The organism is Polynucleobacter sp. JS-Fieb-80-E5 (assembly GCF_018882015.1).
Lineage (GTDB): Bacteria > Pseudomonadota > Gammaproteobacteria > Burkholderiales > Burkholderiaceae > Polynucleobacter.
In genome coordinates this window covers 167,650-190,363 of the sequence record NZ_JACVPH010000005.1, presented here as the reverse complement: position 1 = coordinate 190,363, position 22,714 = coordinate 167,650, and the positions used below count along the sequence as shown (strand labels likewise).

The window sequence follows — 22,714 nt, the reverse complement described above, 5'->3', positions numbered from 1 at the left end:
ATTAATTGACCGAGAAACGTCCTGCCACTGCAAATGCACTCACCATCATTCCTGCAACAAACAATGGCACCCCAAAACCACTCAGAAATAATGCACGCTTGACTGGATCCAGTAAGAAATTGCGCATCATCACCATCTGCCCGGCTATCAACAGCACAATAACGCCAGCCTGCCAGTAGGCGCCCCAAATCAGTAAGAGGCCAAAGACACCAAACTGTGGCGCCAGCATCATCAAACAAGCATTCTCAGCGGCTCCTGCAACACCGAGTTGGACAGGCAAAGAAAGTACCCCCATTTGACGATCACCTTCAATTGCCTTGAAATCATTCAAGGTCATAATGCCGTGCGCACCAATGCTATACAAAATCGCCAACAGAATGGATGGGGTGGATGGGATCAAGTCTCCCATCATCACTGCTGAGCCTGTAAACCAAGCTAAGCCTTCATAAGAGATGCCACAAGCAGCATTGCCTAACCAGCCGTTTTGCTTAAAGCGTAATGGCGGCATGCTGTAGAACCAAGCGAGCAAAAGACCAAGCAGTGTTGCCACAAATGCCCAGGGACTAATTAACCAACCCAATAAGAGTGAGAGGCCAGTCCAAATAATGGCAACATATAAACCCCAAGCCCCCGGCATCCGACCAGAAGGAATCGGACGCTGTGGTTCATTAATAGCATCTACCTCACGATCGAACCAATCATTCACCGCCTGACTAGCGGCACAGACCATCGGGCCAGCAAGAATGACACCAGCGATCAATAAGTGCCAACGCCCCTCAAAGGAAACGCCAGTTGCAATTACTCCACAAGCAAAGGCCCACATTGGAGGAAACCAAGTAATGGGTTTTAGTAACTCTAAAATTGCGGATGGCGCAGGAAAGCGGCGCATGGTGAGCGTATTTATGATCGCATCCCCCATTTCCACAAGCCTTCACTAGAAAATGGGACCACCATCAAAATATGCTCCAAGACTGCCAAAGACAAAATAGCACCAGTCAATGACATCGAGGCAACCATAAAATCACTTGCATTCGGGTCGAACGCAGCTTGCCATAATGGAATTGCGCAGAGAGCGCCGCCAATGACTGATATTGGTAGCAATGGATTCATTGGCTTGCAGGTGAAATAAGTAAATATGTACTTCAGATGATTTGGCAGGAAGCGCTCATTAAGATTTAAAACACCCAAGAAGATATTTAACTTCGCACTCTGTCTCATGAGCCAGAGAATCATAAAAGTCCAAAACCCGGTCTGGTTTGAACCGCCCCAAGTCATTACAGTCACGGCCAGCGCCAAAATAATCAACGCAATCTCATGATGTTGAATAGTCTGGAATGCAAAGTACATCTTCTGCCATCCCCGACAATTCTCAGGACAAGGCTCTCGACGAGGACCAGTAACGTAGCCGAATAAGAAGCCGATTTCTTGCCAACCCCAAACTAAAATAGCGCAGGTAAAACCACAATAAGCACCAGCTACCGTACTTAAATTGGCGCTGGTTTTTAGTCCGACCAAAGCTAAAGCCAAAACCATCCCACTTATCCAAAAAGCATTTTTATAGGTCGAAGGATGTCGTTGGTTTAACAAGAGAATAATTCCAGTGCTAAACCACCAGATAAAAATGGAGTACAGGATGGGCCAAACAATGCTCATCAAATTACCAAGAAGGAATCATGCGAACATCAGCGGGCAAGGTGTTGTCTTGAACCGGCATGAAATACAACTTCAAAAATACAATGCCAGCACGAGCACCTAAAACAGCAGTCTTCAATTTGTTGACCAGGCCACCCTCTTTTTTATACGCATCCATCTTTTCGAACAGCGCCCTCATCTCTTCAAGGTACTGATAGAAACGGGGGTCATCTAAATTCACAGAAATTGGGAAGACTTGCTTAATAATTTCGTTGGTAATAAAAAGTACCTTCTTGTCATAATCCGTTGGCGAAATCTTCATGGCCTTATAAAGCTCAATACGGGTATGGTCACGAACATACATCGTGGCATATACCGCGAGAATGAAGAAACGAATCCATAACTTATTAACACCTTGAAGTAATTTAGGATTGGCGCGCATGATGAGCGCAAAGGATTCGCCATGACGGAACTCGTCATTACACCAGCGCTCAAACCATAAAAAGATCGGATGGAAGCGAACTTCGGGGCGACTTTCCATCTCCCGGAAAATGGTGATGTAACGGGCGTAACCAATCTTCTCGGAGAGATACGTGGCGTAAAAAATAAACTTAGGCCTAAAGTAAGTATATTTCTTGGATTTCGCCAAAAAACCTAGATCAATACCGATATTAAAGTCTTTGAGCCACTGATTAATGAAGCCCGCATGACGACTTTCATCTCTAGCCATGTAACCGAACAACATGCGCATATCTGGATTAGTGACTTTACGCTTGATCTCTGCATACAAAATGCAACCAGAGAACTCGGAAGTAATGGAGCTGATCAAGAAATCAACAAACTCGTCATATAAAGCTGGGTGTAGATTGGAATAATCTTTTTCCATATCTGCAGGACGTTGAAAATGATCATGATTATTGTCACCTTCATACTCCGCCATCAATGCATCCCACTCCGGGCGCAAGGAATCAATGCTGATACGATCCATCTCTTTAAAATTGGTTGTATAAAAGCGCGGGCTCAATACAGCATCTTCCAATGCCATCTTGGTAGATTCATTAATTTCACCCTTTGCAGGGATTTGACTTTGCAACATACTTTCTGCGCTATCTAAATTCATTTCCTACTCCAAATAAAAAGAAAAATTATTTAACTGTTGCTGCTAAATGCACTGGGTCAAGCAATTTATAAAATGTTCCCGCATTCGTAGGCCCAAAAGACTCCAGATCGACCATGCGACCCGTTGCTGTATCCGATAAAGTCAAGCGACCATCCGCTCTGTAAATGAGCTCAAAGGGTGGCCCACTGTCCAAGCCCCTACGCTTTCTTTCTTGGGCAAGCCCGCGTAAGGTACCCCTAATAAATCCTGCCTCACCCTGAACAGACTCAATCTGCTGTCCAGTTTTGTAATTAATGACGGCAATCGAGCCATCTGGCCGATCTTCAAAGCGCAACTGCAAGACTTTAACTGGCGCTGCATCCGGTTCTCTCACCTGACTTAAATCGCGGCTATTAATAAATACCAATAAGAGCACGATGACGATGACATCGACAACCAGTATTTTTGCTACTGGCGATAAAAAATCTTTTCTTTCTGGAGCGCTCATGCCGTCTGCGCTCCCACTTGTGTCACTTGAGCATCGAGTACTTCCATTTTGCTAAGTCCGGTAGATACAGTCCAAGCTTCTGTCAACATCGTTGCAACTGCCTTGGCATCAGGGACGCAACGCATCATAGGTTCTGGTGAAGCTAAACGCCATGGACGTACATGAGGCCATAAATGAAAGAAGGCAATCTTATCCTCGGTAGCAATCTGCATCGGAATATCGCCAGTTCCATCTTTGTATAGCTTGAGATCTGCACTACCCAATGTCTTATAAGGGAGATTAAATGTCACAGTCAAAACAATGCCAACCCTCATTACGATACGACGGTTCGTTAAGGTATACATAGTCGTCGTTGCAGACCAGTAAGCTAAAAGTCCAACTAACACAAGACCAATCACAGCTAAGAAGAAGGCAAGCGCTACGCTACTCCATCCTTCGGCCAAGCCACCCTCACTACTAAATACTGAAATCGCTTGCCAAATCACAATCACTGCAAAGTACAAGCTAAGCCACTGCAAACGAAATACATGCTTAGCCATAGAGATCCAATTTGGAGCGCCCTGCCACAAGATCACTTCGTCTTGTGGCAATGGTTCTGGCAGCCCTAAGGCGGCCTCAAACTCATACTCTGCTGATTGATGTGGTTTTTGATTCACAAAATACTTTCAATGAATAGCAATTTAAATAAGGGGTTCTTGACGCTCAGGTGTTGCATACAAGGTGCCGCCACCAAAGTAAGCCATGATCTTCTCTTCTTCTAATAGGGTGATTTGATCCTGACTCTTTAATCCTGGAACCAAAGCAAATTGATTGGCAAGAATTGATTCAACCTTGATATAGTCCCGATGAATTCGTGAGAAATTGATCGGCAGTAATACTCTTCTGCTACCAAACTCTGGCAAGGTTTCAATTTCAAAATAGCGAATCACAACTTCAGCCTGATCAATCCAGAGCTCTTTCACGGTGCCCGCGATCAAACCATCATCGCCCATCACTTCCATGCCAACTGGCGTTTTATCTTGTTTGGCTACCGTAAATTGACCGAGTAAACGTCCAGGCAGAATTCGCTTTTGACCTTCTGATGTCATATCAGGAATGTCTGCGCGCTTCGTAAATGCACCCGGTCCAACGCCATCTAGCATTGGGTTTCCGGTTGGGACTAAAGGAGCACCATTGAGGTAGCTTGAAGGTCTGGCGGCCACTTTTTCCAAAGGCTCATCTTTTGGAACGGTTACATCACCCCAATACTCCGTATGAAAAGTCTTCGGTGCTGGCATACCCGCTATGCCGGCAGCTCGTCGCGTCTCGCCTCGAATGTCATACTCCAGCGGAAATCCTTCACGCTTACTTTCGATAGTAAGGTAATAGACCAGTGCTGCAAAAAATACCCAAAATGCATACAGCACCAATTGCGCAACATCTACATATTCTGTAATTGCTCCGGTTGCCATCTTGCTCTCCCTTTTAACAATAACGCTTAATGTGAAAAAACATACTGTGCCGCTATTTAACTCGGTAATTCATCTAAACCAAACTTCTGAGAAACATTCATCATGGGCTGCTTGTTCATGATGACTAAAGGTCCAATTGCGATCAATGTAATAAACAGTAAATAAAATTCAATGTGATATACAAAGCTATAACCTGTAGCGGTAGATAGCAGGCCGTCCCCTAACAAGCCACTGGTCGCTAAGCTAGAAATCCCATCACGTATTACGCCGCCAGCTGCAATAGCAATGCCCGATGCGGTAGCATGTACTGCACCCCATGCACCGAGAACTAAACCATTCATGCCACCTGACTCAAAACTCATTGCAGCTGTTAAGGTACTTACGGAAAATAAACCGCCTCCAAAGCCAATCAAAAATGCACCGCAACGAAATAGCGTTGGGGAGAGTAATGGTTCGGAAAAAATCACACAACTAAATGCCAGAATGCCAAATAGAGCGCCAATGGCAGCAAGGCGATAGGAATCAATAGAGCGATTTAAATAACGGGCTGCGAAACCAAAAGCGATTAAAGCGCCTAAGGACGTCAGGCTAGTTAATACTGTAGTTGCACTAACTGATAGACCCAGTACTTCAGCGCCGTACGGCTCCAAAATAATATCTTGCATGCTAAAGGCCGCTGTGCCCAAACCCAAGGCCACTAAGAAACGCATCACTTTGCCTTGCTTTGCAAAAGTTGCCCAAGTTTCTTTAAAGCTGGGGGTTGGTGTTGAGTAGGCTGTTAAATGGGGCTGGCGAGGCTCTTGCTTCCAGACTGCGATTACATTGAGTATCAGAGTAGTAGCAGCGACACCCTGCACTACGCGAATTAACAGCAGAGGTGTAATGTCAATAAGCAAATAGCCGAAGATGGCGCTGCTGACAGCCATACCTACTAACAGCATCATATACATGAGCGCAACTACTCTAGGCCTGGCCTGAGGTTCAGCGAGGTCTGACGCCAAAGCCAAGCCAGCCGTTTGCGTAGTCTGCATACCAGCACCCACTAATAAAAAGGCTAGCCCAGTTGCTGCTTGTGCAAACCAAGTAGGCCATGTGGTGTCACCTGACAACAGAATTAATGCAAAGGGCATGATGGCAAAACCACCAAACTGCAACCAGGAGCCAATCCAGATATAAGGCACTCTGCGCCAGCCAAGGAAAGACTTGTGACTATCACTCTTAAATCCAACTAAGGCTCTAAATGGCGCAAATAGTAAGGGTAGAGCAACCATAATCGAAACTAAAGCGGCGCTCACTTGCAGCTCAACAATCATCACGCGGTTTAAGGTGCCAATGAGCATTACCATTGCCATGCCCACCGAAACTTGAAATAGCGATAACCTTAAGAGGCGACTGAGTGGCAACTCTTTGGTGGCGATATCAGCAAAAGGCAAGAATTTTGGACTCACTCGCTTCCAATTTTCAAATAGCTCTTTGCCGCGCCAGGTCAGAGTAAACATTTTCATCTCTATCGTACTGTGCTTGAATTGGCCTGCTTCTTACTAAGACGCATAGCCTGTGAAAAATAAAAAGCACGCTGTACTTTTTGGGTGCTCACTGGCGCCCAATCAACTAGACCATCATGCTGACTAAAAGTTCTGGTGAGGGAATCCATCGAAATCGGTTGGATAAACGGTGATCGATCACTACGCGGAAATAAGCTGCCAAGAGTGAGTAATGTACTCAGTGCCGCATTGTTGGGAGCAAAAGTAAATGCGATATTGGCTCGAGTTCTATCAGCCAGTTTGGCCATAGCATCAGCAATATCCAAATGGTGATAATGAATCATCGAATCCATACAAACAACATGATCAAATTCACCTAAGGCAGGATCAAGCATATCGCCAGAGCGAAACTCAATAGATCCCGTTCCAAAATCATTGCCAATTCTCTCGCGAGCTAAATCAACTAAAGTGGGTGATAAGTCAATCGCAATAACATGTGCCCCGCGCTTCGCTAAATCGGCTGCCAACACTCCCGTGCCACAGCCGGCATCCAACACTCGATGCCCAGTCAAATCGTTTGGCAAGTAACTAAGTAATAGGTGGCGCATCTCTTCACGACCCGCTCTGACCTTGGCGCGAATACCACTCACTTTCGCAGTCGAAGTTAACTTCGCCCAAGCATCAACTGCCGTCCGGTCAAAGTATTCCTCTAACTGGCTACGTTTTTGGGTGTAGGAGTTTTTTTGCATTAGTTAACAGAGTCTTTTAGATTATTTCAACCAAGGGGAATATATATAGGCAAGGAGATGCGCAATGATTGCGATAAATCCAAAAAATTGTGTCCCTTGAACTAGATTGCGATGCAACTCTTCCGCCTCCTCCACACTTAAACCGGTTAAGGTGGCTTGAGAGCTATAAACACTCGCCGCTTGAGCGGCTTCAAGGCGAATAGCCTCAGCGCCAATCAGAGATTCGCGCTGCTTCTTTTCTTGATCTAAGCGCGCCATCCGCAACTTCCAAATAAATTGACCTGCATTAATCACATAAGTAGCATATGCCGCTAATGCCAAAATCATTAATTGATATTGGTCCAAGTATCCCGTTGCTAAAGCCACTAGATATAGAGTATGCAAAAGTAATACCAACATACTGAAGACATCTTCCCAGAAGAATGCCGGCGCAAATAAGTAGCAATTGAAAACTACTTTTTCCCAAATACATCCAGTAATCATGATGGTGTAGAGCGTTAAAGTTTTCACCACTACGGAGATATTGGCCGCGGACTCCCCTTCCCCTGTCCACAAAAAACGTACAACTAAATATAAGCTGACTAAAAAAACTAAGAATTGAACGGGCGCTAAAATTCCCTGAACCAGGGTCCATTTAGTTTGGTCTCTTCTTACCCTCTCCTCTGGGGTGTAAAGAGGTTTATATGTTTTTTGCATGCACAGTCTGCTGTATTTTCTAAAACAACTTTAAGACAATCGTTAACGCACTTTTTAAAGCCAAAAGTGTCACAGAAAGTTTACGGTATTTAGGAAAAGAAAGTCCTCGGGATAACCCTAGACTGGTATTTTCCCTATGGCAAGTTCCTGAAAAAGGAGGCTAAATGGTACCGGATCAAAGTAATCCCTTTTGACACAAACTGGATTATTTATTGCACTGCAGCATAATTTTCGGTGAGCGTTCAGCACCCTTTGCTTTGTATTACTAATTACATCTTTGGGAGATGTGCTTTGTCGGAATCGCTGAAAAAAACATTCGAATCTAATTTAGGCGAATTAGATAATGCAGAAATGATGCTGTGGCTCAATAAAACCATCGAATCTGAAATCATTCCTCGCTTGCTCATGGGGCATAAACTTTTTTCTGCCGATGATCAGAATGGAGAAGAAGCTAGTGAGATTGAGGTAAAACAGACAGAAATTGTCGACTTTTGCCAAACACTCATAGATGGGCCAGTAGAAGACTGCTTCTCCTTCATAGAGCGGATGCAAAGATCGGGGCATTCTCTTATCTCCCTCTATGTGAATCTCATCCCAGCGTCTACTAGGCGTTTACAAGAGCTTTGGGAGAACGATGAAAACAGTTTTACCGAGGTTACATTAGCCCTAGGGCGAGCTCAGAATCTGATTCACCAGCTTAGCCCCATCTTTGTAAATCAAAGTAATTTCAGTGAGTTCCAGGGAAATGCCCTTCTTGTTAATGTGCCAGGATCACAGCACACCCTAGGCATCTTAATGTTGGGTGAGTTTTTCAAACTCGCCGGCTGGAATACAACAGTGGAAATTGAAATTTCTAGCGACGATTTAAAGGATCGAGTTCGCTTGCAAGCCTGTGATTTAGTTGCCATTTCTATCTCAACTGAGGCTCAGTGGGATACAATGGAATCATTATTAAAAGAAATAAAAAGAGTCTCAAAAAATAAAGAGGTGTTGACGATGGTGGGTGGTCCGTTATTCGACTTCAAACCCGAGCTAGTCAGTAGCTGCTCTGCAGACGTTTGTGCCCTCACAGCAGAAGAGGCCATTAAAAGGGTTTCTGACCTGCTATCACAAAGAACTCGCCTAAATTAAGATGCCCATCTCACAGCAACCACATAATCTCTATCAGAACTTAAGCAGTGAAGAGCTTAGCCATTTAGCGCAAGCATCCGCTGACATCTCCTTTGTATTGGATGACTCTGGATCAATACAAGACATCTACTCCCATAAACAAAGTCTAGCCAAGCATATTCCAGATGACCTCATTGGGAAAAAATGGTCGGACGTAGTTGAGCCTGATAGCAGAAAAAAAGTTCAGCACTTGCTGGACGATGCCAACCGAGACAATATTTCCAAATTTAGGCAAATTAATCTCTCCAGCAATTATAAAGATACTGGATTGCCAATAATGTGCACTTCAATCAAGGCTCTGTCGAATCAAAAAATTATTGTGATTGGCAGGGATCTTGAAGAAATCTCTCAGCTACAACAAGATTTAGTGGTCGCTCAAAAAAAGATTAGTCAAAACTATCTGCAAATAAATCAGCTGGAAGAACGCTTTCGCTCTATCTTTGAGATGGGCGCTGAATCCATCATTATTCTTCAAGCGGATGATGGTTACCCAATAGTCGAGATGAATAACAATGCTATCAAGCAACTACTGGTTGCTAAAAATGATTGCATTGGAAGATCGTTTCTATCGCTCCTACCCGCCGATGAACTCAGTAGAGTAACCAGCTTTTTTCAAGAGATGCTCGAAATAGGTGAGTCTAGAGACTTAAATACCTCCTTTATTGGCGGCAAAAAAATTCATATCAGCGCAAGCTCTTTTACCAATAGCGGGAAACCCCACTTACTACTGAATCTGAAGCCACTGGACCTCGCCCAACCAGCCCTTTTATTAGAGTCAGACTCTTTAACCGTGAAGGCCATTGAAAATAATGCTTACGGTTTTGTCGTTTGCACCCCGGAAGGCCTAATCCTAAAAGCCAATAAAGCTTTTATTAAGTTAAGTAGTGCCAAGGGTGAGCAAGAATTAATCGGTACCTCTATACAAAATTATCTAGGCTCAGAAACGGCAGATTTTGATCGGATGATGCAATCTCTCAAGGGAAGAGCTAGTGCGCAATCCTGCATCTCCTCGATTAGCAACAATGGTAGCAGCTTTAAATTGGTCGATATTTCAGCGGTATCCGTGTCTCATCCACGCGCTTGTGTAGGTATGATTTTTAGACAAATGGATTCGAGAGAAAATAAAGATAAACGCATAGATAAAAAACTGGTGCGTAGCTCTGAAGAATTATCAATGTTGGTTGGAAAAGTTCCTCTAAAGGACATCCTTACCGAGACAACTGACTTGATTGAGGAACTCTGCATCAAAGCTGCTCTAGACTTAAGCAATGACAACCGCGTTTCAGCCTCTGAAATCTTAGGCTTATCACGTCAAAGCCTATATATTAAGCTGCGAAAATATGGCTTAGTAGAAAGCGACATTAAGGCTATTGATTAGAAAGACCGTAATGAACGGCCAAGTTGCCTTAATGGTTTTGGTTGATATCCAATTATCAAAAAAAATCAGCGGTATTCTCAGACTCATGTTTGCCCGCCTAGGGCTCTGGAGGACTCCAGGACTGGAATTCTATAAACATATGGGTTCAGGCAAAAATGGTGGCTTCTCGATTCATCCCAGCGGAACCCATCAGGCACTCTTTTGCGTTTTTCAAGACATAGCCAGCCTAGAGCAGTTTTACCAATCCTCTAGATTAATTCGCTGGTACAGGGCGCATGCTCAGGATTTTTTCTCAGTCAAACTGAAGGCCTATTCCATTAAAGGTCAATGGTCAGGCTTCGCTCCACACATCACAGCTGAAGCGCCCTCTGCTGGTCCAATCGTATCGATTACCAGAGCATCCATTAAGCCCCTATATTGCGTTCCCTTTTGGCGCAAGCAACCCGCAGCAGAAATCTCACTTGAGCAATCTTCTGGTTGCATTATTGCCGCCGGAGTTGGTGAAGCGCCTTTCTTTCGACAGGCAACCTTCACCATTTGGGAATCTCAAGCGGCGATGGATCAATATGCCCGACAAGGCGCCCATCAAAATGCAATTCGCGCGTCCTTGAGTGGTCATTATTTTTCTGAATCCATGTTTTCTCGCTACATCCCTTTTGATGCAGATGGCAGCTGGAAAGGTCGCACCCTTGTCTAAATTGCCAGTCGTTATTGTCGGTGGCGGCATTGGTGGCTTAAGTTGCGCACTCGATCTGGCGTCTTCTGGAGTGGAAGTCATTCTGATAGAAAAAGAGGATCGACTAGGCGGTAAGATTCGGCAATTAAATTGCTCTAGCGACCCTCTCTCTCCTGCGCCGATAGACTCTGGTCCAACGGTCTTTACCATGCGCTGGGTTTTTGATGCGCTCTTTCAAAAAGCGGGTACTACCTTAGAATCTGAACTAAAGATTACTAAGCTGGAAATCTTGGCCCGTCATGCATGGAGCAAAGATGAGCGACTAGATTTATTTGCTAATGTGGATCAATCAGCTGAAGCAATTAAGGAGTTTTCTTCTGCGGCGGAAGCAGATCGCTTTCTTCAATTCTCCCAACAATGCCGCAAACTCTATCGAGCACTTGAGAAACCCTACATGCTTTCTGAAAAGCCTAGCTTCGGAGGCATGATTACGGATCTTGGAATATCAGGATCCAAGGTCTTGTACGAGATTGGCTTATTTAATACATTATGGAAATCACTCGGCGACTACTTCCACGACCCCAGATTGCGCCAACTCTTTGGAAGATACGCAACGTATTGCGGATCATCCCCCTATCAAGCACCCGCTACCTTAATGTTAATTGCTGATGTGGAGGCGCAAGGGGTATGGGCAATTGAAGGTGGCATGTACAGCCTAGTCAAAGCCCTTCAGAAGTTAGCGCAAGATAAAGGTGTCCAATTCATGACTGGCCAAGCCTGCGAAGAAATCCTAATAGAGCAAGGTCGTGCTAGTGGAGTGAGATTGGCTGACGGCACAAACATTCAAGCACAAGCAGTCATTTTTAATGGTGATCTGGCTGCGCTTCAAACGGGTTTACTGAACCCAGCTAGCAAGCAATCTTTGAATGCAAAAATGACACCACCTAGCGCTGCCAAAAGATCGCTTTCTGCAATGACCTGGTCAATCAATGTCAAAGCAGATGGCTTTCCTTTGGTCAGACATAATGTATTTTTTAATCAAGATTATCGTGCTGAGTTTGATGATATTTTCCAGAAACAACGCCTTCCCCAAAAGCCAACGGTTTATGTATGCGCTCAAGATCAAGGTGATGCATATCAACCCAGCTCAAAACCACAAAGACTGCTGTGCCTAGTCAATGCCCCAGCAAAAGGTGATCAGTCAGAATTCGATGCTCAGGAAATTGAAGCATGCGAGCACGAAACGTTTAGTCTTCTACAACAATGTGGTCTTAATATCGACTTGGATAGCGCAATATGTCAACGCACAACGCCCTCTCTTTTCAATCAACTCTTTCCAGCAACGGGGGGAGCCCTTTACGGTCAAGCCAATCATGGCTGGATGGAAACTTTTGGGCGAGCTTCAGCGCAAAGCCCGATTCCGGGTCTTTATTTAGCGGGGGGCAGCGTACATCCGGGTCCGGGAGTGCCAATGGCAGCGCTATCGGGACGAATGGCGGCCGCAACCCTGATGGATCACCTCGGTTTGATCAAGCTGTCGGGGAGAACGCTTATCTCTGGTGGTACATCGATGCTCTAAGTGATGATGGTAAGAATGGCATCGTACTGATTGCATTTGTTGGTAGCGTTTTCTCACCCTACTATGCCTGGGCCAGAAGAAATAACACGGCAGTTAATCCTGAAAATCATTGCTCCCTGAATGTTGCCATCTACAGCCCAGGAAAAAATCGTTGGGCTATGACTGAGCGAGGAGAAAAACAAGTCTCCCGAAACTCTACCGATTTTGTGATTGGTCCAAGCAGTCTGCATTGGGATGGCAACAAACTCATTGTTAAGATACAAGAGCGTGCAGTACCTTTTGGGCAAAAGATTGCAGGTACCGTTGAACTCTATCCCAATATCTTATTTAACTTTAGTACACCACTAGATGCTGCCGGCAAACATCGCTGGGGCCCTCTTGCTCCTTCGGCACGAGTCAAGGTGAACTTAAATTCTCCCGACTTGCAATGGGAAGGCAACGCTTATTTGGACTCAAATGAAGGTGATGAACCTATCAGCGAAGCTTTTCATGAATGGGATTGGTCACGAGCAGAAATGAGTGGCGGCAGAACTTCAGTAATCTATGATGTGCGAGAAAAGAATGCTCAAGAAAATCTATTGGCACTGACTTTCAACCCTAATGGAACGATTGATCATTTTGAGCCTCCCCCAAGACAAGCTCTTCCAAAAACGATGTGGGGAATTCAGGGACATATGCGCAATCAAAACTCTGAGACTCTGAGAGTCCAAAAGGTTTTAGAAAACACTCCTTTTTATACCCGCTCTGTTTTAGATTCTGAACTATTGGGAGAAAAAGTATTGTCGTTTCATGAAACCTTAAGCGTGCCAAAGCTCACTTTGGCTAGTACTCAATTCATGCTTCCCTGGAGAATGCCCCGCAAGACCTGGTAATTTACTCCAATGACTACTGTAGAGCCCGACCACTCTTGCGAGGACTGCGACGGCGCTCTTGTCGCTCCATGAGGTCTACGAACCATAGCAAACGATCGTGGGCCGTTCCATCAAAGCGTTTCTCATGCGGCACTTCAACTACCGCATTTACTAAATACTGAATAGCTTTATCAGCATCTACGTCAAGCTTCCGAGAAAATATCTTAGAGATGGCTGTAAAAGCTTCTGCTAAAAGAATCACTTTTCTCTTGGAGGGCACATAAGCCCTTGTCGATATAGAATCCAAGTTCAGTTTTTCTACCTGGCGACCAATCTCTGCATAAATCAGTCTAGCAGCCTGAATCGCCGGACGACAATCCCAGGGTAAATCAGAAATTCCGCTCTCAGCACGTGAGTACAAAACATCTGCATGCTTTAAAAGACGCGCGATCACGCTCGCAATTTGCTTATTAAACTCAGGCTTACTTAACCAAACTTGAGGATCTAATCCTACTTCTCTAAGCCAATTCAAAGGTAAATAAATACGGCCGTTAGCTGCGTCTTCACCCACATCACGCGCAATATTAGTCAATTGCATTGCAAGACCCAGCTCACAAGCTCTTGCCAAGGTCTCTGGCTCCCGACGATCCATGATGACGCACATCATTGCTCCGACCGTGCCGGCAACTCTAGCGCAGTAGTCCAATAAGTCTTCTAAGGAGTTATAGGTTCTGAACCGGGTATCCCATTCATAACCCTCAATTAACGCTAGGGGTAAGCTAATAGGAAGATCAAATTCTTTGACAACAATGGATAAGGCTCGATCAGCAGCAATGTCGTCTGGCGTTCCTTGATAGATTCGATCAAGACGTTCACGCAACTTAGGAATTGCATCAGGCTCTGCATCTACTGCATCCGCAACATCGTCAGTAATCCGACAAAATGCATAGAGCGCAGTTGCAGGATCTCTCACCCTCTGAGGCAAAATTCTGGAGGCGGCGAAGAAGGACTTGGATCCATCTCGCATAGTTGCGACGCACTCTTGAAGATCTTTAATATTTTGACTCATGCAGTCACTTTTTTAGGTTCAGCTACTACAGACATTAATGCTTTTGCTGAAGATAAAACACCGGGGATACCCGCACCCGGGTGAGTGCCAGCACCAACCATATAAAGCCCTTGAATATCTTCACTACGATTGTGCGGTCTAAACCAAGCACTTTGAAGTAGTAGTGGCTCAAAACCAAAGGCAGCGCCTTTGACTGACAAGAGACGATCCTGAAAGTCTTGAGGCGTCATACAAAAGGATGTTTTGATATGCTTTTCAAACCCGGGCAAAACACTTTGATCCAAATACTTAGCGATCGCTTGACGATAGGGCTCAGCCTCTGTAGCCCAGTCTGTGCCACTCTCTAAATTGGGTACTGGTGCCAAGACATAGAAAGCATCTCCTCCAGCAGGAGCTAAAGATGGGTCGGTGGCAGTTGGCCTATGTAAATACAGACTAAAGTCATCTGCGAGCACATGCTTCTTAAAGATATCCGTCAATAACTCTTTATAACGCTTGCCCAACAGGATCATGTGGTGAGGCACATCAGGATACTGATTATCTGTGCCGAAGTACCAAACAAAAAGACTCATCGAGTATTTGCTCTTATTGACCTTAGCGTCGGTCCAGACTTTCCGATGTTCTGGTGCAATCAGTTTCTGATAAGTCCAAGCAGCGTCTGCATTAGAGACCACAATATCGGATGGAATAAATTCACCATTAGCAAGCGTGACTCCCTGAGTCTTGCCATCAACTACTTCAATACACTTTACCTCAGAGTTCAGGCGAATTTCCACCCCTCTGCCAGCCAATAGGCCAGCCATGCCTTTAATTAAAGAGCCTGTTCCACCCATCGCGGAATGAACCCCATGACGGCGCTCTAAGGAATTGATGAGTGCATAGACTGCGGTAACGGAAAAAGGATTGCCGCCAATTAATAGTGGATGAAAACTCATTACTTGACGTATCTTGTCGTTCTTTAGATGACGTGCCACTAATTTGTAGATACTCTCCCAAGCCCGCATCTTGATCATCGATGGAATTGCACGAATTAAATCGCCAATCGAGTCAAATGCTGTTGAACTGAGTTCCTGAAATCCCAGCTTGTAGCATTTTTCTGCCTCAGCCAAAAATCGCTCGTAACCTGGTAAGTCTTGTGGTGCAAACTTAGCAACTTCAGCGCGCATTCTGGCGGGATCACCCGTGTAATCAAAGTGAGTACCGTCATCAAAACGGATGCGATAAAAAGGATCCATTGGGCGCAGATCAACATCATCTGACATTTTCTTGCCACACAATTCCCATAATTCTTCAAGTAGAAATGGTGCGGTAATAATGGTTGGACCTGCATCAAAGGTATAACCATCACGATGGTGGACGTAAGCCCTGCCCCCTGGGGCATCTAGCTTTTCTAAAACAATGACCTTGTAGCCCTTGCAAGACAAGCGGATAGCAGCAGCCAACCCACCAAATCCACTACCAATGACAATAGCAGTGGAAACATCATCTTCCTTTAAGTCAGCCTTTTTTAACATTTCCTCAAACCAACTTTTCTATAAAAAAATAGCGTCATATTCTTCCTATGACGCTATTGGTTAGTACAAGCTATAGATTACTTCATTGCCACTGATTTCGCCGGAGGATCAGAATCTTTTGATTTCTGAGGGGTCTTAGCGGGTCCAGTTAAAAAAGGATAGTCCGACAACATCGATACGCCATACAGAGGCTTATAAGCGCCTTGATGGCAAGTACCGCAATTGGCTTTAGCAACATCACCCATTGGACCTAAACGATGCGGTGGAAACAATCCCTGAATAGGCTCCATATAGTTATTGTTAATGTCTTGTGCCATTCGTATCGCATACCAAGCTTTTGCTCTTTGAGGAGGACTCTCTTCCCATGATGAGAAGTTACGAGAGTTATGGCAATAGGTGCAATTGACACCCAAAGATTTTGAGAAATGCGTCATTAAGGCATAGGTTGACTCAGTCTCATTGATGCTGTGCTTATTGCCAGTTGGCAACGCCGTATTACCCTGCACCCGAATATTGCTAGATTTGCTGAGATACTGAGCAAAGTAATCATTCGGCAGTGATGAATACGCAGAAGCGCTCACTGGGGTATTTTGTCCATCCTTATTACCCAGAAGGCCGTTACCTGTTTGCTGCTTAGGCTCCTTAAACCAAACTTGCTCAGGAATATTATTACCCCGGTGACAGGTATAACAAGTGACACCAGTTTGAGCAACGTGATCTTGCCATTGAGTATTAACCCGTTGTGTCATCAAAATCATATTGCGCGCAACGTTCTTGGTATACAAGGAGTCGTCAGCAAAGTTTGCTGCGTTATGGCAATAAGTACAACCCTGCTCTGGAGCAACCCAACTGGTCATTGAAACCATGAATGAAGTAAATTGAGCAACGCTCAAATTATTAAGTACCTTCACGTTTTTATATACAGCCCCTGCTTTTGGCCCATCTGCTGGAGCAGCCCCATAAGAGGCTGGAACAGTATTTTTCTCAGCTTGTTCGGCCAATATGCGTGGGTTATAAATTAAATCCATTCCCGTACCACGGAAACCATGCTGCACTGTTTCCATTGGAGGACGCTCGCAGCCAGACAGCAGCAAAATACTCGCAAGAAGAGCCGGCAATATCAGAAATTTTCTTAATTGCTTCATGGCTTAACTCCTATGTTGGTAGGTGCGGCAGGCGGGACAAAGCCAGAGGTAGCTGGGTCAGGTATTGGAACGCCAAACACATCTGGATAAGAAGGCGCAACGTTGTGTTTCACTGCCCATAAATACCAGTTATCAACCACAGTACCGGTCAGCAAAATACCAATGCCACCAACGAGAGGGGTTAGGACTGCAAACCACCAAGCCCAACGGTGAATCGATTCCATGGTGGCATTAAAGCCCATGGTCCATCTCCAGAATAAAGCAGCTCTTTCTGAGGCTGTACCACGATCTACTATTTGCTCAATTTCACGTTCACCACCAAAGCGGCTCACTGCCAGAATGGTTGCACCATGCATTGCAAATAAGAGTGCTGATCCATATAGGAAAACAATCGACAACATATGGAAAGGGTTGTAGAACAAATTACCGTAGCGCAATGAGAAGGCAGCAGTCCAATCTAAGTGCGAGAAGATTCCGAAAGGAACTGCCTCGCTCCAGCTACCCATCATGATGGGACGAATAAATCCTAATACGAGATATAACCAGATTGCCGCCAAGAAGCCCCAAGCAATATGCGTACCCATACCCAAGGCAATAGCGCGACGATACATTCTTCCCCACCACAATAAGATGGATACAGTTAGGAAGAAGCCAGCCATCATCCACCAACCACCCTCATTGAGCGGCATAAATAAAGACAGGCCATGCTTTGGCAGAGGTGGATCTAATGACAGCCAAAATAATTGGCGCACGAATTCAATTGGACTCCAATTAACTGAGGCCAACATATTCCAACCAATAATCTGAAATCCAATAATGCCAAAAAATAAAGAGGCGATGCCTAGGCCGCCCAAATAAATAGGTCCAAGCTGAGCATTACCTAGACGACCAAATAAATGAATGAGGACTGGTTCGCCAAAACGCTCACGTTCGTCACGAGGATCTATATGAACCCCATGATGCGGTGGAGCAACTACTTGAACTTGAGTAAATAGGTTTTGATATTCCATAATGTATATGTTCCTCTTAACGCCAAATTGGCAAGTTCAACCACCAACCCCACCACTCCGGCCAACCTCGAGACCAGAATGGACCGCTAATCACAATACAAACGGCGCTCCAGAAAACTGCCGCTAAGGCTAAAAATAATCCAAGACGATGGATACCGAGAGTACCAATGGAGTAGCCAATTGCATCTCTAAAGAAAGTGTCTTCATGCTCAGGAGTTTTTACAAACTCGCCCTTTTGTGGGTTGGTGGAGGACAAAACCAAGCCGCCATGTAGCACCAAAGCAAACGTAGTTGCAAAGAATAAGGACACAGCAATCATGTGTGCTGGGTTGTAATGGAAATGCAGATACTGATAACCGGTGTTAGAGACCCAATCCAAATGACTCAATATTCCGTAAGGGAAACCATGACCCCATGCGCCTAGCAGCACAGGTCTAATAACCACGAGTGTGAAATACGCAAAGACTGCCATTAAGTAGGCAAAAGGGACATGAAGTCCCATGCCCAGTTTGCGGCAAATTTCAATTTCACGTAAGGCCCACGAAAGGAATGAACCTAAAGCACAGACCGTAATCAATTGCCACAGCCCTCCTTTTAATAAGGGGGCAAAACCTAATCCATAACTAATGTCTGGAGGGGCAATATTGATTTGCCAAGGGTTCCATGTTGGACCCTGTGAAGCACCCCACAAAATCAGTGCGGTACCTAAAAAAGCGAAGAAAACAGTAGTGACACCAAAAAATCCCACATAAAACGGCCCTACCCAAAAATCGAATAAGTCCCCACCGACTAATGTACCGCCTCGAACGCGATACTTTCTTTCAAAACTAAGCATGGCCATTTTTTATGCTCTCCAATGAATGGATAAATAGGGTTGAGCTAAGAAGCGATTTAACCTAACCCTATTCACCATTTTTTTATACAAATTACTTTGCTGCTGGAACTGACGGCGGCATTGCAGATCCTGTCTTTGCTTCCATCGCCTTGAACTGGGCTTGGCTTAAACCATCCAACCAGTTATAACGAACACTACTCAGCAAAATCAAGTGAATCATCGCTGCAAGACCAAACAGAAAAATACCTTGAACAACCATTGATCGCAACGGATCATAAAGTTTCCAAATTCTCCACATAATCTTCTCCTAATTTAAGTAAGACATAAAGCCATAAACTGCCGACCTCGTACCATCGATAAGTGATTTTTCTTCAGCCCCTGGAAGCCAAGAACTCCACTTCGTTGGCAAAATCTGGGTAAATAAAGAAATAGCAAAGCACACTAAAAAACATAAAATAAAAATAAGATTAAAAGTAATCGAATCCTCCCTGATCATATTTTTCTCTTTGCTCATAACGTGATTCATTTTCATATTATTCCCCTAAGATTTATTCCGTTTTCAGTGGAACCAAGGACGCCATGCCCAAACCAAGATATGGGCTACTACAGCTATAGAAGTAAAGCCAACTAAACCCTGGATGTACAACTGGTGAAACTCCTTGGCTTCGTCATCAGTAAGGCCAGATATTGAACCTGTTCTGTGATCACTCATAACCAATTACCTCCTTCAAAAATAGCCTTGCGGCCGTTACCGCGCTTAACCCGCGCGACATGGGCTGTAGCGTACGGCATGCCACATTCCGTTTCCAACAAATCAATGAATTTGTTGTAATTAACTTTTGCTGTTGAAAAAATCATGCTTCGATCTCTTCAATAATTTCTTTGCAAGAGGACTTCACTCTTGCAGCTGTAATTCTTTCTTCGCCAGCCTTTTCTGCATCCTGTTCCACGCGGTCGCGCATCTCTTTAGCCGCAGAGATCTGAATCAGTACTGGCCTGGTTTTAATGAAGTCCGCAACTAATTTCTGAGCATCCTGATTCCAAGGTAATGCATTGGATCGATAAGTACGGGTAAGCGAAGCATCTACCTTATCCATATCAGTACCTAATGGCAGGATATAAAACAGCGCATCAAACAATCCGTTACAAAATTCTTGAATGATGTATGTCGCACCGGCATAACCCATAAATGGAGTACCAGTGTGGCGACGAATAATTGCACCAGGAAATGATGAAGGGATATAAGAAGCTTTACTGCCAGTTTCAGCCAGGTACATTCTTTCGTTGTAGCTACCAAACATCACTAGTGGTGGCTTCTCTTTAGTCAGCTTGCGAACATCTTGATTATTGGTTTTTTCCCCAGGCTTTCTTGGCACAGCAAAGCTGCAAGGCAAACCCATCTCATCTGATAAGAAGTGACGGATACCTCGGGTATAGGTTTCATTAGCAACTACTGCATAACTGGCTGTACTGAAGAAATCTTGGGTCACTGAACGCCATAAGTCCCAGATTGGCTTAATGGTGGTGTGTTTCTCGCGCTCAATAAATGGCTCTGGATCTAAGCCAAGCAATTCACCGAGTTTGCGCAAGAATTGGGTAGTGCTGTGTAAACCCAGGGGAGCTTGCAAATAAGGGCGCTCAAGAGCCTCACAAAGCATGCGACCAAACTCGCGATACATGCAGATATTGACATCTGCATTAACCAAGTTCTCCACTTCAGATAGATGAGACCCTAGCGGGAACACCATATTAATATCGGCACCAATGCCTTCAACTAGACGACGAATCTCCGCTAGGTCACTTGGCATATTGAATGTGCCATAGCAGGGTCCAATAATATTGACGCGCGGCTTTTCACCTTCTGCTCTTGGTTTACGCTCTGGAATCTTACGAGTACCGTATTCACTCCATAACCAATACATTGCACGGTTAGCGCATTGCCATTGATCTTCATCAATGGTTCTTGGCAAGAAACGGGCAATATTCATGCCTTCAGGAGTAACGCCACCTCCAATCATTTCTGCAATAGAGCCAGTTACCACTACTGCAGGGAGATCAGGATCTAAAGTCGCGTGGGCACGTTTCATTGCACCCTCAGTACCTTCACGGCCTAACTGCTCTTCCTCTAAGCCGGTAACTACAATCGGCAACTCATGAGGAGGCAATGCATCGGTGTAATGTAAAACAGAGGTTACTGGTAGATTTTCACAGCCAACCGGTCCGTCAATAACTACTTGCAAGCCCTTGATAGCAGTAAACACATACACTGCACCCCAATATCCGCCAGCACGATCATGATCGATGACAAACATTACATCATCTCCTCAGCTTTACGCTTCTTCAATTTTTTCTCTAGCTTGCGACGGACCTCAGCCTTGAACTCTGGGTGATCTTGTGGAACATTCTCCCAAACACCTGATTTATAGCCAGACCCAACATCTCCAAAGAAGGCCTTCATCTCATCAAAGCGTGCTTGATTACCAATCGCAGCATTGATCACTTGCGCCAGTGAGCCAGCGCCTGCAGGCCCCATCAAGGGTCTTGCTGAAATCAAATTGGTAAAGTAGAGCGAAGGAATCGAAGCCTGTTTAGCGGCTTGCACTACTGGAGTAGTTCCAATCGCTAAGTCTGGCTTGAACTCTTTCATGGCGGCTAAATCTTGTTCCAAAGAAGCGCGGAACTGAACGTGAACGCCTTTTGCTTCCAACCATTCACGATCTTCATCGCTCCATGGGGTGCGTGGGCAAGCAGAACCTACATAGCGTACATCAGCACCACTCTCAATCAGCAAACGTGCCACGATGAGCTCTGAACCCTCATAACCACTTAAGGTAATGCGTCCTTTAATTGGGGCAGCAGCAAGCACGCCCTTAATTGCTGGGAGGATACGGTTTTGCGCAGCTGCAATTAAATCTTGTGGAGTATTTGTGGATTTGCCAATAGCTTCCAACCAACGAGCAGTGCCCTCGTAGCCTACTGGGGCAGAGCCGACAATAGATCGTCCAGCCGCTTGAAATTCGCGAATACATGAGGTGTAAAAGGGATGCAATGCGGCAACCGTTACACAATCAAGTGCTTGATACATTTCACGCCATTCACGAGTGGGTACCGAAGCACCTACCGCTAAACCCATCGGCTCAATCATCATGCCAATGCCAACGGGATCGGCTGGGAAAATTTCACCTAATAAAGTAATCGTTGGCTTGCTCGAGCGACCAGCGCGTGGTGCCTGGACTGGACCGGACATGGCTTCATTGCGAGCGTAATTAAGCATGGCGCCTGCCAATACATCTTTAGCTTCAGCATGAGTTGGCACACCGAATCCTGGCACGTCAATACCGATGATGCGTACACCATTAATTTCTTTTGGCAGTAGCTGTAGTGGCACGCCACTAGCGGTTGGTACACATAAGTTAATAATGACAATAGCGTCATATTTTTCTGGATCAGCCTCTTGATAGACTGCATCACGAATGTCTTCAAACAACTTGCCAGTAACCAATGTCTCTGAATTAAACGGAACATACCCAACGCTGCGACGTGCGCCATAAAAATGAGATGTGAAAGTGAGGCCATAAACGCAGCATGCAGAACCCGAAAGAATCGTGGCAGTTCTACGCATCCGCAACCCTACACGCAATGCTCCAAACGCAGGGCACATACTTTGCGGCTGATCATGCGGACCCTTTGGATAATCTTTCGCGTACTGTTGCAATGTTTCTGACTTACCCGCTGCTTTTGCAGCAGCAAGCATCTCTGCTTCACCGGAGTGACAACCTAAGCCATCTCCTAAAGTAGGATCAGTCTTTAACTTTTCCTCTGGGGTAATGGGAATAATGGTTTTATTCATAGCAGCGTATAGCTCTCT

General features: G+C 45.0%; 25 protein-coding genes. 5 read left to right on the top strand and 20 right to left on the bottom strand.

Going from position 1 to position 22,714, the window contains the following annotated elements; genetic code table 11:
• Position 1: 1 nt before the first annotated feature.
• Genes chlG through bchF form a run of 9 tightly spaced genes read right to left on the bottom strand, consistent with a single transcriptional unit; the run spans position 2 to position 7,619 of the window.
• Complete coding sequence (chlG, locus tag ICN44_RS09090) at positions 2-919, bottom strand: chlorophyll synthase ChlG (RefSeq protein WP_255537554.1); 918 nt, start codon at positions 917-919, stop codon at positions 2-4.
• A complete protein-coding gene (gene puhE, locus ICN44_RS09085) occupies positions 901-1,653 on the bottom strand; it encodes a putative photosynthetic complex assembly protein PuhE (protein ID WP_216263621.1) in 753 nt (250 codons plus the stop codon). Before puhE ends, chlG begins: the two co-directional genes overlap by 19 nt.
• Positions 1,654-1,657: 4 nt before the next feature.
• A complete protein-coding gene (acsF, locus tag ICN44_RS09080) occupies positions 1,658-2,752 on the bottom strand; it encodes a magnesium-protoporphyrin IX monomethyl ester (oxidative) cyclase (protein ID WP_255537553.1) in 1,095 nt (364 codons plus the stop codon).
• A 25-nt stretch (positions 2,753-2,777) separates the two neighbouring features.
• Positions 2,778-3,239: a photosynthetic complex assembly protein PuhC gene (puhC, locus tag ICN44_RS09075; protein WP_215298531.1), complete on the bottom strand. Its 462-nt coding sequence runs from the start codon at positions 3,237-3,239 to the stop codon at positions 2,778-2,780.
• On the bottom strand, positions 3,236-3,895 hold the full coding sequence (gene puhB, locus ICN44_RS09070; protein ID WP_216263620.1) for a photosynthetic complex putative assembly protein PuhB: 660 nt from the start codon (positions 3,893-3,895) through the stop codon (positions 3,236-3,238). The genes puhC and puhB overlap by 4 nt, the downstream gene beginning before the upstream one ends.
• Before the next feature lie 24 nt (positions 3,896-3,919).
• Positions 3,920-4,690, bottom strand: coding sequence for a photosynthetic reaction center subunit H (puhA, locus tag ICN44_RS09065; protein ID WP_215298533.1), 771 nt, complete (start codon positions 4,688-4,690; stop codon positions 3,920-3,922).
• A gap of 56 nt (positions 4,691-4,746) precedes the next feature.
• Positions 4,747-6,189: a BCD family MFS transporter gene (locus tag ICN44_RS09060; protein ID WP_216263619.1), complete on the bottom strand. Its 1,443-nt coding sequence runs from the start codon at positions 6,187-6,189 to the stop codon at positions 4,747-4,749.
• 8 nt (positions 6,190-6,197) lie between these two features.
• A complete protein-coding gene (gene bchM / locus ICN44_RS09055; RefSeq protein ID WP_216263618.1) occupies positions 6,198-6,923 on the bottom strand; it encodes a magnesium protoporphyrin IX methyltransferase in 726 nt (241 codons plus the stop codon).
• Between the two features lie 21 nt (positions 6,924-6,944).
• Positions 6,945-7,619 (bottom strand): 2-vinyl bacteriochlorophyllide hydratase, encoded by a 675-nt coding sequence (gene bchF / locus ICN44_RS09045; RefSeq protein WP_255537551.1) that lies wholly within the window; start codon positions 7,617-7,619, stop codon positions 6,945-6,947.
• Positions 7,620-7,910: 291 nt separating this feature from the next.
• Between bchF and ICN44_RS09040 the strand changes: the two genes are divergently transcribed.
• The 5 genes from ICN44_RS09040 to ICN44_RS09020 all read left to right on the top strand — a co-directional run bounded on the left by ICN44_RS09040 (position 7,911) and on the right by ICN44_RS09020 (position 13,294).
• A complete protein-coding gene (locus tag ICN44_RS09040) occupies positions 7,911-8,750 on the top strand; it encodes a B12-binding domain-containing protein (protein WP_216263617.1) in 840 nt (279 codons plus the stop codon).
• A 1-nt stretch (position 8,751) separates the two neighbouring features.
• A complete protein-coding gene (gene ppsR, locus ICN44_RS09035) occupies positions 8,752-10,167 on the top strand; it encodes a transcriptional regulator PpsR (RefSeq protein ID WP_216263616.1) in 1,416 nt (471 codons plus the stop codon).
• 10 nt (positions 10,168-10,177) lie between these two features.
• Positions 10,178-10,864 carry a spheroidene monooxygenase gene (locus tag ICN44_RS09030; protein WP_216263615.1) on the top strand — a complete coding sequence of 229 codons (687 nt, stop codon included), beginning with the start codon at positions 10,178-10,180 and terminating at the stop codon, positions 10,862-10,864.
• Complete coding sequence (gene crtD / locus ICN44_RS09025; RefSeq protein WP_255537548.1) at positions 10,857-12,422, top strand: 1-hydroxycarotenoid 3,4-desaturase CrtD; 1,566 nt, start codon at positions 10,857-10,859, stop codon at positions 12,420-12,422. The genes ICN44_RS09030 and crtD overlap by 8 nt, the downstream gene beginning before the upstream one ends.
• 158 nt (positions 12,423-12,580) lie before the next feature.
• Positions 12,581-13,294, top strand: coding sequence for a carotenoid 1,2-hydratase (locus tag ICN44_RS09020; protein WP_255537547.1), 714 nt, complete (start codon positions 12,581-12,583; stop codon positions 13,292-13,294).
• A 13-nt stretch (positions 13,295-13,307) separates the two neighbouring features.
• On the opposite strand, the gene ICN44_RS09015 is transcribed toward ICN44_RS09020, so the two are convergent.
• The 11 genes from ICN44_RS09015 to bchY form a co-directional block, all read right to left on the bottom strand.
• The gene (locus ICN44_RS09015; RefSeq protein WP_216263613.1) at positions 13,308-14,342 is read right to left on the bottom strand and encodes a phytoene/squalene synthase family protein; all 1,035 of its coding nucleotides are present in this window, start codon (positions 14,340-14,342) and stop codon (positions 13,308-13,310) included.
• Entirely contained in the window at positions 14,339-15,856 is a 1,518-nt protein-coding gene (locus ICN44_RS09010; protein ID WP_216263612.1) for a phytoene desaturase, read from the bottom strand. Before ICN44_RS09010 ends, ICN44_RS09015 begins: the two co-directional genes overlap by 4 nt.
• A gap of 77 nt (positions 15,857-15,933) precedes the next feature.
• The gene (pufC, locus tag ICN44_RS09005) at positions 15,934-17,001 is read right to left on the bottom strand and encodes a photosynthetic reaction center cytochrome PufC (protein WP_216860499.1); all 1,068 of its coding nucleotides are present in this window, start codon (positions 16,999-17,001) and stop codon (positions 15,934-15,936) included.
• On the bottom strand, positions 16,998-18,011 hold the full coding sequence (pufM, locus tag ICN44_RS09000; protein WP_216860498.1) for a photosynthetic reaction center subunit M: 1,014 nt from the start codon (positions 18,009-18,011) through the stop codon (positions 16,998-17,000). Before pufM ends, pufC begins: the two co-directional genes overlap by 4 nt.
• A gap of 16 nt (positions 18,012-18,027) precedes the next feature.
• Entirely contained in the window at positions 18,028-18,846 is an 819-nt protein-coding gene (pufL, locus tag ICN44_RS08995) for a photosynthetic reaction center subunit L (RefSeq protein ID WP_255537546.1), read from the bottom strand.
• A 91-nt stretch (positions 18,847-18,937) separates the two neighbouring features.
• A complete protein-coding gene (gene pufA / locus ICN44_RS08990) occupies positions 18,938-19,144 on the bottom strand; it encodes a light-harvesting antenna LH1, alpha subunit (protein ID WP_216263610.1) in 207 nt (68 codons plus the stop codon).
• Positions 19,145-19,153: 9 nt separating this feature from the next.
• Positions 19,154-19,378 (bottom strand): hypothetical protein, encoded by a 225-nt coding sequence (locus ICN44_RS08985; RefSeq protein ID WP_215304490.1) that lies wholly within the window; start codon positions 19,376-19,378, stop codon positions 19,154-19,156.
• Between the two features lie 27 nt (positions 19,379-19,405).
• On the bottom strand, positions 19,406-19,558 hold the full coding sequence (gene pufB / locus ICN44_RS08980) for a light-harvesting antenna LH1, beta subunit (protein WP_112294336.1): 153 nt from the start codon (positions 19,556-19,558) through the stop codon (positions 19,406-19,408).
• Entirely contained in the window at positions 19,555-19,704 is a 150-nt protein-coding gene (locus tag ICN44_RS08975; protein ID WP_216263609.1) for a hypothetical protein, read from the bottom strand. Before ICN44_RS08975 ends, pufB begins: the two co-directional genes overlap by 4 nt.
• Positions 19,701-21,158, bottom strand: coding sequence for a chlorophyllide a reductase subunit Z (bchZ, locus tag ICN44_RS08970; protein WP_216263608.1), 1,458 nt, complete (start codon positions 21,156-21,158; stop codon positions 19,701-19,703). The genes ICN44_RS08975 and bchZ overlap by 4 nt, the downstream gene beginning before the upstream one ends.
• Positions 21,158-22,696 (bottom strand): chlorophyllide a reductase subunit Y, encoded by a 1,539-nt coding sequence (bchY, locus tag ICN44_RS08965; protein ID WP_255537544.1) that lies wholly within the window; start codon positions 22,694-22,696, stop codon positions 21,158-21,160. The genes bchZ and bchY overlap by 1 nt, the downstream gene beginning before the upstream one ends.
• Between the last annotated feature and the right edge of the window lie 18 nt (positions 22,697-22,714).

What these genes read in the sequence shown, in the direction of transcription:
- acsF (WP_255537553.1), bottom strand. Translation starts at nt 2,752, where the DNA reads ATGAATTTAGATAGCGCAGAAAGTATGTTGCAAAGTCAAATCCCTGCA.
- bchZ (WP_216263608.1), bottom strand. Translation starts at nt 21,158, where the DNA reads ATGTTTGTCATCGATCATGATCGTGCTGGCGGATATTGGGGTGCAGTG.
- pufC (WP_216860499.1), bottom strand. Translation starts at nt 17,001, where the DNA reads ATGAAGCAATTAAGAAAATTTCTGATATTGCCGGCTCTTCTTGCGAGT.
- pufL (WP_255537546.1), bottom strand. Translation starts at nt 18,846, where the DNA reads ATGCTTAGTTTTGAAAGAAAGTATCGCGTTCGAGGCGGTACATTAGTC.
- ICN44_RS08985 (WP_215304490.1), bottom strand. Translation starts at nt 19,378, where the DNA reads ATGAAAATGAATCACGTTATGAGCAAAGAGAAAAATATGATCAGGGAG.
- pufB (WP_112294336.1), bottom strand. Translation starts at nt 19,558, where the DNA reads ATGAGTGATCACAGAACAGGTTCAATATCTGGCCTTACTGATGACGAA.
- pufA (WP_216263610.1), bottom strand. Translation starts at nt 19,144, where the DNA reads ATGTGGAGAATTTGGAAACTTTATGATCCGTTGCGATCAATGGTTGTT.
- pufM (WP_216860498.1), bottom strand. Translation starts at nt 18,011, where the DNA reads ATGGAATATCAAAACCTATTTACTCAAGTTCAAGTAGTTGCTCCACCG.
- ppsR (WP_216263616.1), top strand. Translation starts at nt 8,752, where the DNA reads ATGCCCATCTCACAGCAACCACATAATCTCTATCAGAACTTAAGCAGT.
- bchF (WP_255537551.1), bottom strand. Translation starts at nt 7,619, where the DNA reads ATGCAAAAAACATATAAACCTCTTTACACCCCAGAGGAGAGGGTAAGA.
- bchY (WP_255537544.1), bottom strand. Translation starts at nt 22,696, where the DNA reads ATGAATAAAACCATTATTCCCATTACCCCAGAGGAAAAGTTAAAGACT.
- ICN44_RS09060 (WP_216263619.1), bottom strand. Translation starts at nt 6,189, where the DNA reads ATGTTTACTCTGACCTGGCGCGGCAAAGAGCTATTTGAAAATTGGAAG.
- bchM (WP_216263618.1), bottom strand. Translation starts at nt 6,923, where the DNA reads ATGCAAAAAAACTCCTACACCCAAAAACGTAGCCAGTTAGAGGAATAC.
- puhE (WP_216263621.1), bottom strand. Translation starts at nt 1,653, where the DNA reads ATGAGCATTGTTTGGCCCATCCTGTACTCCATTTTTATCTGGTGGTTT.
- puhC (WP_215298531.1), bottom strand. Translation starts at nt 3,239, where the DNA reads ATGAGCGCTCCAGAAAGAAAAGATTTTTTATCGCCAGTAGCAAAAATA.
- ICN44_RS09020 (WP_255537547.1), top strand. Translation starts at nt 12,581, where the DNA reads ATGACTGAGCGAGGAGAAAAACAAGTCTCCCGAAACTCTACCGATTTT.
- chlG (WP_255537554.1), bottom strand. Translation starts at nt 919, where the DNA reads ATGGGGGATGCGATCATAAATACGCTCACCATGCGCCGCTTTCCTGCG.
- ICN44_RS09010 (WP_216263612.1), bottom strand. Translation starts at nt 15,856, where the DNA reads ATGTTAAAAAAGGCTGACTTAAAGGAAGATGATGTTTCCACTGCTATT.
- puhA (WP_215298533.1), bottom strand. Translation starts at nt 4,690, where the DNA reads ATGGCAACCGGAGCAATTACAGAATATGTAGATGTTGCGCAATTGGTG.
- ICN44_RS09015 (WP_216263613.1), bottom strand. Translation starts at nt 14,342, where the DNA reads ATGAGTCAAAATATTAAAGATCTTCAAGAGTGCGTCGCAACTATGCGA.
- ICN44_RS09030 (WP_216263615.1), top strand. Translation starts at nt 10,178, where the DNA reads ATGAACGGCCAAGTTGCCTTAATGGTTTTGGTTGATATCCAATTATCA.
- ICN44_RS08975 (WP_216263609.1), bottom strand. Translation starts at nt 19,704, where the DNA reads ATGATTTTTTCAACAGCAAAAGTTAATTACAACAAATTCATTGATTTG.